The 11,688-nt window shown below is 68.8% G+C and carries 10 protein-coding genes (1 of these 10 only partly in view); 2 read left to right on the forward strand and 8 right to left on the reverse strand.

All coding sequences use genetic code 11. The annotated features are described in order from the left end of the window. Positions 1-30: the start of an HAD-IA family hydrolase gene (locus SSPN_RS0138625; protein WP_010315561.1), read on the reverse strand. 378 nt of this gene lie to the left of the window's left edge; the window shows 30 of its 408 coding nt (coding positions 1-30); it begins with the start codon at positions 28-30; the stop codon falls past the left edge of the window. Positions 31-140: 110 nt separating this feature from the next. Here SSPN_RS0138625 and SSPN_RS0138630 point away from each other — a divergent pair, with 110 nt between their 5' ends. Next, positions 141-497 carry an Rv3235 family protein gene (locus SSPN_RS0138630; RefSeq protein WP_010315563.1) on the forward strand — a complete coding sequence of 119 codons (357 nt, stop codon included), beginning with the start codon at positions 141-143 and terminating at the stop codon, positions 495-497. Here SSPN_RS0138630 and secA read toward each other — a convergent pair whose 3' ends face one another. The 7 genes from secA to SSPN_RS0138665 form a co-directional block, all read right to left on the reverse strand. Next, a complete protein-coding gene (gene secA, locus SSPN_RS0138635) occupies positions 498-3,395 on the reverse strand; it encodes a preprotein translocase subunit SecA (RefSeq protein ID WP_010315564.1) in 2,898 nt (965 codons plus the stop codon). 182 nt (positions 3,396-3,577) lie between these two features. Further along, entirely contained in the window at positions 3,578-4,255 is a 678-nt protein-coding gene (hpf, locus tag SSPN_RS0138640; RefSeq protein ID WP_010315567.1) for a ribosome hibernation-promoting factor, HPF/YfiA family, read from the reverse strand. A gap of 418 nt (positions 4,256-4,673) precedes the next feature. Continuing rightward, entirely contained in the window at positions 4,674-5,360 is a 687-nt protein-coding gene (locus tag SSPN_RS0138645) for a ComF family protein (protein ID WP_010315569.1), read from the reverse strand. A gap of 55 nt (positions 5,361-5,415) precedes the next feature. Beyond that, entirely contained in the window at positions 5,416-7,146 is a 1,731-nt protein-coding gene (locus tag SSPN_RS0138650) for an LpqB family beta-propeller domain-containing protein (protein ID WP_010315571.1), read from the reverse strand. Continuing rightward, complete coding sequence (gene mtrB / locus SSPN_RS0138655) at positions 7,143-8,903, reverse strand: MtrAB system histidine kinase MtrB (protein WP_029536152.1); 1,761 nt, start codon at positions 8,901-8,903, stop codon at positions 7,143-7,145. The genes SSPN_RS0138650 and mtrB overlap by 4 nt, the downstream gene beginning before the upstream one ends. A 291-nt stretch (positions 8,904-9,194) precedes the next feature. After that, entirely contained in the window at positions 9,195-9,872 is a 678-nt protein-coding gene (mtrA, locus tag SSPN_RS0138660) for an MtrAB system response regulator MtrA (protein ID WP_010315574.1), read from the reverse strand. A 256-nt stretch (positions 9,873-10,128) separates the two neighbouring features. Next, positions 10,129-10,776: a dTMP kinase gene (locus tag SSPN_RS0138665; RefSeq protein WP_010315576.1), complete on the reverse strand. Its 648-nt coding sequence runs from the start codon at positions 10,774-10,776 to the stop codon at positions 10,129-10,131. Positions 10,777-10,885: 109 nt separating this feature from the next. Between SSPN_RS0138665 and SSPN_RS0138670 the strand changes: the two genes are divergently transcribed. Continuing rightward, a complete protein-coding gene (locus SSPN_RS0138670; protein ID WP_010315578.1) occupies positions 10,886-11,359 on the forward strand; it encodes an OsmC family protein in 474 nt (157 codons plus the stop codon). Positions 11,360-11,688 lie beyond the last annotated feature (329 nt).

Consider the following 11,688-nt stretch of genomic DNA (forward strand, 5'->3'; position numbering starts at 1 on the left):
GTAGTCCAGCAGCAGCCCCTTGAGATCCACGGCCGCACGCTCTCACACGATCGAAGTGTTCCGGGGCCGAAGGTGACCGGATCCGCAGCGCAAGTTCCTCAGTTAAGCGGGGGCAGTCCGCCCGAACGCCCGGAGGTGCCATGACCGCAGTGTTGACGATCGAGACGCCGCTGGCCAAGACGGTGGCCGGTAGCAGTGCTTTCGCCGTCGCCGAGTTCATCGGCGAGCAGGTCTTCGAAGTGCTGTCGGGGCGCCGAGCCATGCACGAGGTGCGCGAGCACGTCTCGCGGGAAGTGGCCGGGCTGCTGCTGGCGACCCGGCTGCACGCGGCACAAGGCCCGGACTACCGGCTGCGTTCCGTTCACGCCTGCCTGGTCACCGGGTTCGCGGTGGAGGCCTGCATGATCGTCGGAACGCGCTACCGGGTCCGGGCCCTGGTCATGCGCGTCGAACAGGACGACGGGCACTGGGTTTGCACCCTGTTGTCCCTGGTTTGATCAGCGCTTCTTCTGCTTCTTCGCGTCGGCTCGGGCGGCCGCCCGGCGCTCACGACGAGTGCCGCCGCGCGCCTCCGGGCCCTGGTCCGCCTCGCTGCTGGTCTCCACGCCGCCGGTCTCGTTCGGCCCGGAGTAGCTCAGGCTCTGCTGCTGCGGCGAACCGAGGCCCTTGCCGCGCAGCGCGGACGGGACCTGCTCGCCGTCACCTGCCGGCCCGAGCTGGCTCAACGCGGGGCCGGCGGACGCGGGCCGGGCCCGCTTGGCCCGCGGTTGCGCGGCCTGCTGCGGGGCCGGTTGCGGGGCCTGTTGCGTTGGCTGCGGGGCCTGCGGCACGTCCGGAGTGCCGCTGCCGACCTGGCTGACCGACACCGGCACCGTCGGGGCCTCCGGCGCGGGCTGCGGCTCGGCGGCCTCGACCTGGACGTTGAACAGGAATCCGACGGACTCCTCCTTGAGCGCCTCCAGCATCGCCCCGAACATGTCGAAGCCCTCGCGGCGGTACTCGATCAATGGATCCCGCTGCGCCATCGCCCGCAGCCCGATGCCCTCCTTGAGGTAGTCCATCTCGTAGAGGTGTTCGCGCCACTTGCGGTCCAGGACGCTGAGCACCACCCGGCGCTCGAGCTCGCGCATCGCGCCCGGCCCGACCTTGCCGTCGACCTCGGACTCGCGCTTCGCGTACGCGTCGCGCGCGTCCTCCATGACGAGTTCCAGCAGGCGCTCCTTGGACAGGTCCTCCTCGTCCTCGACGAGCGCTTCCCAGCTGATCGACACCGGGTAGAGGGCCTTCAGCGCGGTCCAGAGCTTCTCGAAGTCCCAGTCCTCGGCGTAGCCCTCGGCGGTCTCCGCGTCGACGTAGGCGATCACCACGTCGGTGAGCATGTGCATGACCTGCTCGTGCAGGTCCTCACCGGCCAGCACACGGTGCCGCTCGTCGTAGATGACGGTCCGCTGCTGGTTCATGACCTCGTCGTACTTGAGGACGTTCTTGCGGATCTCCATGTTCTGCTGCTCGACCTGGGTCTGCGCGCTGCGGATGGCGCGGCTGACCATCTTGTGCTCGATCGGCACGTCGTCGGGCACCTTGAGCCGGGTCATCACGGTCTCGACCATCGCGGCGTTGAAGCGCCGCATCAGCTCGTCGCCCAGCGACAGGTAGAACCGAGACTCGCCGGGGTCGCCCTGCCGGCCGGAACGGCCGCGCAGCTGGTTGTCGATGCGCCGCGACTCGTGCCGCTCGGTACCCAGCACGTAGAGGCCGCCGACCTCGCGGATCTCCTCGCCCTCGGCCTTGGCCTGCGCGGTGATCTTCTCGACCACCGCAGGCCATTCGGCTTCGTACTGCTCGCGGTTCTCCACCGGGTCGAGGCCGCGGCTGCGCAGTTCGGCGTCGGCGAGGTGGTCGATGTTGCCGCCGAGCACGATGTCGGTACCGCGACCGGCCATGTTGGTGGCGACCGTGACCGCGCCCTTGCGACCCGCTTCGGCGATGATCGCGGCTTCCCGCGCGTGGTTCTTCGCGTTCAGCACGTTGTGCGGGATGCCCTTTTGCGTGAGCAGCTTCGACAGGTACTCGGAGCGCTCCACGCTGGTGGTGCCCACCAGGACCGGCTGGCCCGCCTGGTGCCGCTCCTCGATGTCCTCGGCGACCGCCTCGAACTTCGCCGGCTCGGTCTTGTAGACCAGGTCGGGCTGGTCGGCGCGGGCCATTGGCTTGTTGGTCGGGATCGGCACCACACCGAGCTTGTAGGTGGTGTGGAACTCGGCTGCCTCGGTCTCGGCCGTACCGGTCATGCCGGCCAGCTTGTCGTAGAGGCGGAAGTAGTTCTGCAGCGTGATCGTGGCCAGAGTCTGGTTCTCGGCCTTGATCTCGACGCCTTCCTTGGCCTCGATCGCCTGGTGCATGCCCTCGTTGTAGCGGCGCCCGGCCAGGATGCGGCCGGTGAACTCGTCAACGATCAGCACCTCGCCGTCGCGGACGATGTAGTCCTTGTCGCGCTTGTAAAGTTCCTTGGCCTTCAGCGCGTTGTTGAGGTAGCCGACCAGCGGGGTGTTGGCCGCCTCGTAGAGGTTCTCGATGCCGAGCTGGTCCTCGATGAGGGTGACGCCGTCTTCGGTGACGCCGACGGTGCGCTTGCGCTCGTCCACCTCGTAGTGCTGGTCGCGCTTGAGCATCGGGGCGAGCCGGGCGAACTCCTGGTACCAGCGCGAGGACTGGTCGGCGGGACCGGAGATGATCAGCGGCGTCCGGGCCTCGTCGATCAGGATGGAATCGACCTCGTCGACGACGGCGAAGTTGTGCCCGCGCTGCACGCAGTCGGCCAGGCTCCAGGCCATGTTGTCGCGCAGGTAGTCGAAGCCGAACTCGTTGTTCGTGCCGTAAGTGATGTCCGCCGCGTACGCCTTGCGCCGCTGCTCGGGCGTCATGTCGGCCAGGATCGCGCCGACTTCCAGGCCGAGGAAGCGGTGCACGCGGCCCATCCACTCGGCGTCGCGGCGTGCCAGGTAGTCGTTGGTCGTTACGACGTGCACACCCTTGCCGGTGATCGCGTTGAGGTAGGCGGGCAGCACGCAGGTCAGGGTCTTGCCCTCACCGGTCTTCATCTCGGCGATGTTGCCGAGGTGCAGGGACGCACCGCCCATCAGCTGCACGTCGAAGTGGCGCTGGCCCAGAGTGCGCTTGGCGCCCTCCCGAGCCACCGCGAAGGCTTCGGGCAGCAGTTCGTCGAGGACTTCACCTTCGGCGTGTCGGCGTTTGAACTCGTCGGTCTTGCCCCGCAGCTCGGCGTCGGACAGTGCGACGACGTCCTTTTCAAGCTCGTTGATGTGCGCCGCGATGTTGCGCAGACGCTTGAGCATCTTGCCCTCGCCGGCGCGGAGCAGTCGGGACAGGACCATCCGGTCGACCTCACTAGCTGATCGTGACGCGTCCGTCACGGACGCTTTGTGGCCATCGTATTAGAGCTGGTCGTGGGAACCCGCGATACGGTGCGGCCCGGCGGACCCCACACGCAGCTGTCCCCCGCGAACCACGGTACGCGGGGGACAGCCGTTCGGGTCGGCGTTGGCACAGACTCGCCCTACAGGGCGTCCGCCAACCTGATCACTCCGTAGTCGAATCCCTTCCTCCGGTAGACCACGCTCGGCCTACCGCTGTCGGCGTCGGAGAAGAGGTAGAAGTCGTGTCCGACCAGTTCCATCTCGTAGAGGGCCTGGTCGACGGTCATCGGTTTGGCCGGGTGTTCCTTCTCTCGGACGACCCGACCGGGTTCGTATCCGTTTTCTGCGGCCATCCGCTGTTCCGGTACCTCGGCGGCGTACTCGTCCACCTCCCGGGGCGCTTCCAGCAGCGCGGTCCGGCCTTCGGCCGCGGCGGCGCCCTGGCCCATCACCACGGGCCGGTCCGCCATCGCTGCGGTCGCCTCTGCCACAGAAGTCGGGTTGTGCTGTCCGTAGTGCACCTTTCTACGGTCATGCATGCGCCGGAGCCTGCTCTCCAGCTTGGTCGTCGCGGCGTCGAGTGCGGCGTAGAAATCGCCGGCGCAGGCCTCGGCACGAACGGGCGTGCCCTTGCCCATCAGCGTGATCTCGACTCGCTGGCAGTTCTTGGCCTGGCGGGGGTTCCGTTCGTGGAACAGTTCCACATCAGCCCGAATGGCCTTCTTGTTGTACCGCTCAAGCCGGGTCAGCTTCGCATTGACGTGCTCCCGGTAGTGCTCGGGAACCTCGACGTTGCGACCCTTGACGACGATGTCCATTCACGACCTCCGTTCCTTGCGTGCCGTAGGCGAGGTGTGCACGGCGGGCGCCGCAGAAGGCGATCAGCTCACTTCCGGCGCCAGGGACATGGACTTTCGCTCCTTCCCTCCGCCTCGGTTGGCTGGATTGAGTGGCACGTTAGCTCGGTTTACCGATTTGTGACACCCCCCTTGTCGGGCGAAGTCAAGCGGCCACCGAGAGTGATTGATGCCACCGTTCGAAGCAGGCACGGGGGTGATCCACCCGCATCCACGGAGCTCCATCGGACCCAATTTTCACCCGTTCGGAGGCTACGCATAGTAGCTCCACGCCGGGGTTGCCGAAGGGCCGAATTGCGCCTGCTCACAACGGGAAAACGTATGGACGGCAGGTGAAGTTCCCGAGGCCGTTCGGGCAACCGCAATCCACCCGAATGCTTCAGCCCGCCGTCGCGGTCAGGCTGAGCACCACAGCGACTTCGACACCTGCGGTTCCGAGCACCGCCACGCAGCTCGCGGCTGTCGCCGCGGTGGTGATGACGTCGTCGATCAGGGCCACTTGCGCCGTCGGCGGTGGAATTCGACCTGTCCGGCCGAGCACTCGGCCGGACAGGTTTCGCACTCGTTCGGCCGCATCCAGACCAGCCGAGTCCGCCGCCGCACGTGCGGTGATCAGGCAATCCGCGACGACCGAGGGTCGACCGGAGGCGGTCAGCGCGGCCGCCGCCCGGTGCGCGATGCGGGACATGTGCGCGCCACCCCGGCGGCGGGATGCGATCGCCCTCGACGGCGCCGGCACCAGGCACCACGCCTGGTCGAGCCGGTGCTCCACAGCGATCGCGCACAGCCCGACCGCGAGGTGCCGGGCCAGCGGCTCGGCTAGGTGGCGGCGACCGGACTCCTTGTACGCGAGCACCGCACGGCGGGCCGCGCCCCGGTACCTGCCGAGCGCGTACGCGGGTGGACCCGGTTCGAGCAGCGGTCGTTCGACGCGGCGGAGCCCGCCCAGCTCGCGCGAGCAATCCCGGCACCAGGCCGTGCCCGTCACGTCGCAGCCCGCGCAGCGCAGCGGCAGCATCAGATCGACCAGCCCGGAAAGCCCGGCGCCGAGCCAAGGAACACGCATCGGCAGATCGTGCCGCAGATCGCTCGCCCGACTCACCGACGCGTGTCGGGTCCGATCAACCGGGGAAGAACGGGATGGAGCCACCGCGGATCGGGACCGGAAGCAGGGACCAGACGTCGTCGGTGTCCCGGGACTCCCAGATCCCGCTGCGGTCGCCGACGACCACCCGGCCACCGCTGGCGACCGTCACCGCTTTCAACGGCTGGCCGAGGTTCGCCGCGGTGAACGGGGCCCAGCGGAACCCGTCGACCGACACCTCGAAAACCGGCGTGGTGTTGCTGTCGGTGACCGCCACCAGCGAGTCGTTCTGCAGCCACTCGACGCCGGTGATCCGCACTGCCTCCGGGGACGGCAGCTCGATCGGCCGCTGCAACACCACCCGATCGTCCTGATCGGACACCCCGGCCACCACGAGCCGCCCGTTGACCACCGCCGCGACCCGGGTGCCGTCGCGGGACAGCCGCAGATCGTTGATCGGCCCGCGACCGGAGAGCGCCCCGGCATCCACTTGACGCGGCACCCAGCTGTTGCCGCTGTCCAGCGCGCGGACCACGTCGCGACCGTCCACAACGGTCCACACCTCGGATTTCCCGCGCCAGGTTGGTTTGCTCATGTCGGCACCGGTCGTCGGGAGTTCGGGCAGGTGCGCGCCATAGCGGCCAACCCGCAGCTCGACACCGACGCCGCCGGGGCGTCGGGTGACAGCCGCGAGTTGTGCGCCGTCGGGCGACTGCCCGGCCCGGAGCACGTCGTACTCGCCCGAACCGGCCGGGCCCGGGATCGGCGGAGCGTTCTCGTTCAGGACCACCAGCCGCTCGTCGACCACGGCCAACCCGGGCAAGTCCTGGCGCGGGATGTTGTTGGTCTCGTAGGACTCGAGGTCGGTGGGCCACAGGTCCTTTCCGTCCGAGAGCAGCGACGAGCCCTCCACCTTCAGCCGCACGCGTGCGTTGCTGACGCTTTGCAGGGTGAACACGACCTGGGCCGCGATCAGCCGACGGTTTTCACGCGGCAAAGTGCCGAGATCGCTGAGGTTGACCTCCAGGGCACCGTCCCTGGTTTCGGTGGGGTTGGTCTTCGGATGCACCCCGGCGGGGATGGCCGTGTGCATCGCCGACTGCAGACCTTCGGACGGCCCGCTGGTCAGCAGGTCGACGACCCGCCTGGGTAGCGTGCTCGCCGGCTGCGACACCACGTACCGCAAATCCGGGACGACGCCGGTCGAGTCGTGGTCCATGAAGTAGATCGGGACCGCCCGGTACACGACGTTGAACGAGCTCCGGCTGGTGACGAATTCGGGTGGCGGCGTCGCGATGCGCCACTCGCCGTTCGGCTGCCGCTCCACGCGCACCTGCGTCTGGTACTCACCGGTCTCGGGCACGAAGGACGAGTCCGGCAGAAGCCGCCCCACCTTGTCGGCCTGCAGGCCGACCAGCTGCGCACCGTCGGGCAACGGCACGGCTGGCTGCGCCGGGATCGTGTCGACGTTGTCCACGATCAGCAGGCCCGGCGGCGGGGCCCAGGCCCGGCCGGCCGGCGGGGTGAGGTGCAGCCGCGCCGACTCGTGGTTGCTCTCCGGGACGGCGGACGAGTTGACGAAGCTGCGGACCAGGGCGAGCGGGTCGGTTCCGCTGGGCGGCTGGGGCACCGGCGCGGTCGCGTTGCTCTCGTCGACCGCCCGGACCGCCTTCGGATCCGAGCTCTCCGGGATCGATGCGCACGCCGACACCGACAGCAGCAGGGCCAACAGCACCGCCACCCGGCGGACGAGACGCACGTCCCTCACTTGTCCTCCCAGGTCTCCTCGGACAGCCGTGCCGGTCCGAGGTCGCGGACCTCCCGCTCACCGGCCTCCCCTGCCTCGCCGTCCTGCGGCGGACCGACGCCGGCTGCGAGCAGCGCCTCCGGCGCCGCGATCCGGCGGATGCCGGGCAGTTGCAGCGGCCTTTCGTCGAACGAGTCCCCCGGCCGTCGGGGCAGGGTGAGCCGAAAGCAGGAGCCCTCGCCGGGCTCGCCCCACGCGTCCAGCGTGCCGCCGTGCAACCGGGCGTCTTCCTGGCTGATCGACAGCCCGAGGCCGGTGCCGCCGGTGCGCCTGTTCCGGGACGGGTCCGCCCGCCAGAACCGGGTGAACACCAGCTCGGCCTCGCCCGAGCGCAGCCCGACGCCGTAGTCCCGGACGGTCACCGCGACGGCATGCTCGTTCCCGCCGAAGCGGATCTCCACCGGTCCGCCTTCGGCGTGGTCGATTGCGTTGGCCACCAGGTTCCGCATGATCCGCTCCACCCGGCGGGCGTCGGCGACGATGGTGAGATCGGCGCCTGCGGCGGACGGCGCGATCACCCGCAGCGCCACACCACTGGTGTCGGCGATCGCGCGCAACGACTCCACCGAGCGCTCCGCCAGCTCGGTTAGGTCCAGCGGCTCGGCGGCCAGGTCGGCGACGCCGGCGTCCAGCCGGGAGATCTCCAGCAAGTCGGCCAGCAGCGACTCGAACCGGTCGAGCTCATCCACCAGCAGCTCGGTCGAGCGGGACAAACCGGGCGGGAACTGCTCCCGGGAGGCGTGCAGCACGTCAGCGGCCATCCGCACCGTGGTGAGCGGGGTGCGCAGCTCATGGGAGACGTCCGAGGTGAACCGGCGCTGCAGCTGGCTGAACTCCTCAAGCTTCGTGATCTGGTGCTTGAGGCTGTCGGCCATTTCGTTGAACGACTCTGCCAGCCGGGCCACGTCGTCCTCGCCGATCACCCGCATCCGCTTGTCCAGATCGCCCTCGGCGAGCTGCTCGGCGATCTGCGCGGCCTGCCGCACCGGGCGCACTACCTGGCGGGTCACCAGGTTCGTGATGGCACCCAGCAGCACCAGCAGCACGAGCGCGCCGAGCAGCAGGGTTTGCTGCACGACCCGGAGGGTGTTCTGCTCGGCGGTCAGCGGGAACAGCAGGTAGACCTGCAGCGGCCGGGTCGCGGTGCTCACCGGGGTGCCCACCGCCAGCATCGTGACGGGGCCGGTCTCGTTAGTCACCGTGGTGATCTTGGTGGTCAGCTGGCCGCGCTCGACGAACTGGCGCAGGTCGTCCGGCACGTAGGAGATCGGGCCCGCCGCCGGTTGCAGCCGCCGGTCACCCGGCGCGCGACCGTCGACCAGCACCGGCTCGAACGCCCCGGCCACCGTGTCGGTCGTGGACTGCCCGGAGGACGTCGTCGTCAGCCGGTTCAGCGCGGCCTGCAACTGTTCGGCGACGTTGTCCGCGTTCGGGTCGACCGCGGTCAGTTCGCGCTCCAGGATCGGCTGGCTGACCTCGACCTGCGAGATCGCGGCGGTCTCCTTGGCGGTCAACAGCTGCGAGGTGATCTGCCACTGCAGCACCATGCCCAGCACGAAGACCACGGCCATCGACAGGGCGAGGGTGCTGACCACGACGCGCAACTGCATCGAGCGCCGCCACAGCGCCTCGAAGCGGCGCCACCGGGTGCGGACCTCTTCACGGACACGGCTGATCAGCCGCTGAACCAAGCGGCCTCGACGCGTCCATACGCTCACGGCAACCGTCCCCCGGGCCCTCCGCGACTACGACCCGGCTAGCAACTTTGTCAAAGGCTCGACCGACGACCTACACCGGTGCGCGCAACCGGTCGCGCGACCACTGCGCTCGGTGGGAGGTCTGCCCCGCCCAAGCCGCTTCTTCCACCACACGCATCTCGCACCACCTCGTCCTCCAGGGGCGGGCCGGTCACGGTGCGGTCTCCGGGGCTGCGACACCACCACGGAACTGCGCTTGGAAGAGTCGGGGCGCCTACTCGCGAGCAGGCGCCCCGACTCTCGATCACGACATCACGGGGGGCCGGCCTTGTAACCGACGCCACGGACCGTGAGCACCACCTCGGGGCGCTCCGGGTCGCGCTCCACCTTGGACCGCAGGCGCTGGACGTGGACGTTGACCAATCGGGTGTCGGCGGCATGCCGGTAACCCCACACCTGCTCCAGCAGGACCTCGCGGGTGAACACCTGGCGCGGCTTGCGGGCCAGCGCCACCAGCAGGTCGAACTCCAGCGGGGTCAGCGCGATCGGCTGGCCGTCGCGAGTCACCTCGTGGCCGGGCACGTCGATGGTCACGTCGCCGATGGACAGCACCTCGGCCGGCTCCGCATCGGTCCGGCGCAGCCGGGCCCGCAGCCGGGCGACCAGCTCCTTCGGCTTGAACGGCTTGACCACGTAGTCGTCGGCGCCGGACTCCAGGCCCAGCACCACGTCGACTGTGTCGCTCTTCGCGGTCAACATCACGATCGGCACGACGGACTCGGTGCGGATGGCCTTGCAGACGTCGATGCCGTTCATCCCCGGCAGCATCAGGTCCAGCAGGACAACGTCCGGCTTGAGCTCCCGCAAGGCAGGCAACGCCTTGGTGCCATCGCTGACGACGGCGGTCTCGAACCCCTCGCCCCGGAGCACGATGGTCAGCATTTCGGCCAGGGCCGGATCGTCATCCACCACGAGCACGCGTGCCTTCATGGCCAACATGGTTGCACTTGTCACCCCGCCGCCGTGCATCCACCCGCTGATCGTCGTCGCAGGTCGCGACACAGCGACCGATTCGACCCGACCGATACCGCCGAATGGAGTACTTACACCAGTGGTTTTGCACACCTCCAGAACTCCACCGCGGGTGTCGCCCGAATCACGCCGCGTAGCAACGAGAACTCGACGTGAGCCTGCATGTTCGGGCGAATGTGCACTTAGGACTGTTCCACGCGGGACCGCCTGCCGCTCACCACGCCAGGACGTGCTCGTCGACGAGAGCTGCGAAGTCCACGTGGTTCACACCGTCTACCACGACCCACGGCGACCACCAGTTCTCCGCCGCGAACTGCTCGTAAACCTTGCCGCAACGCTGCTGCAACGACGCATCCGACTCGAAGGCATCGCGCTGGCGGTCCACTTCGGTCCGTTCCCGGTGCTCGGCGCGGGCGGCCGCCACCTCCGACGGCACCTGCAGCAGGATCTGCAGATCCGGTTTCGGCAGCGCGAAGCGCGTCACCTCCAGCTCGTGGACCCAGGCGACGAAGTCGCCGTGGCCGTCCTGGTGGAGCCGAGCGGCGCCGTAGGCGGCGTTCGAGGCGACGTAACGGTCGAGGAGGACGACGTCGTGCGCGCGGAGGTCCGCGCGCAGTGAGTCCGCCGCGGCGCGGCGGTCGAGCGCGTTGAGGATGGCCATGCCGTGGACGGAGTCGCCGAGGTCGCCGTGGCGACCGCGGAGCGCCTCGGCGAAGAGCTCGGCGTGGACGTCGTCCGCGTAGCGCGGAAAAGCCGAGCGGGCCACGGAGCGGCCGCGAGCGGTCAGCTCCGCCGCGATCCCGTTGGCGAGCGTGCGCTTGCCAGCGCCGTCCAGACCCTCGATGACGATTAGTCGACCCACGCCAACGACGGTAGTCGAGTCGGTAACCTCCCATCCGGATGCCCTCGACCACTCGTCCGATTGCACGAATCCGGTTCTTCCACAAGCCGTACTGCGGTATACAACGGGTATGCCGCTAACGCATTCCTATCGAGCGGCAGTCACCTGGACCGGCAACACCTGCGACGGCACCGCTTCGTACCGCGGCTTCAGCCGCGCACACGTCGTGGACATCGACGGCAAGCCGCCGCTGAAGGGGTCGGCCGATCCCACTTTCCGCGGCGATCCCGAACTCCACAAGCCGGAAGACCTCTTGGTCACGGCTTTGTCCGAGTGCCACATGCTGTGGTACCTCGCGCTGTGCAGCACCTCGGGCGTCGTCGTCACCGCCTACCAGGACGACGCGCGCGGAGACATGGTTGAAGACCCCGACACGGGTGGGCACTTCACCGAGGTCGTACTCCGCCCACAGGTGACGATCGCCGACGCGGCGATGCTGCCGATGGCCGAGAAGCTGCACGAGCAGGCGCACAGCATGTGCTTCATCGCCAATTCGGTCAACTTCCCGATCCGACACGAGCCCGAGATCACCGCCCCGCAGTGACGTTCGCCGGGGAATTCCGCCGACCGGCTGTGGACCCCGGCGCAGGTCACCACCGGAACCGGCGCTGCTCGCTAAGTCCTCCCCTCATCAATACCCGCCCTTGTCCCAGGAAAGCGTTCAAACTTGCTGGTCCGCGCGGCGCAACGGGCTCCGCCGATTGCCTTGCGCGAAGCCGCGGCCGTCTCACCCGAGCCGGGACCAGCTGCTCCCGACGGGCCACAATCCCACCGCCGTGCCAAACCAGCCCGGAAACCTGTGAGGAATCCGGGACATGTGGCACTCCGGGCGATCACAATCGGAGGGGCATAGCTCGCCAGATGTCGATCAGC

It is taken from the genome of Saccharopolyspora spinosa NRRL 18395, from assembly GCF_000194155.1.
GTDB classification, from domain to species: Bacteria; Actinomycetota; Actinomycetes; order Mycobacteriales; family Pseudonocardiaceae; genus Saccharopolyspora; species Saccharopolyspora spinosa.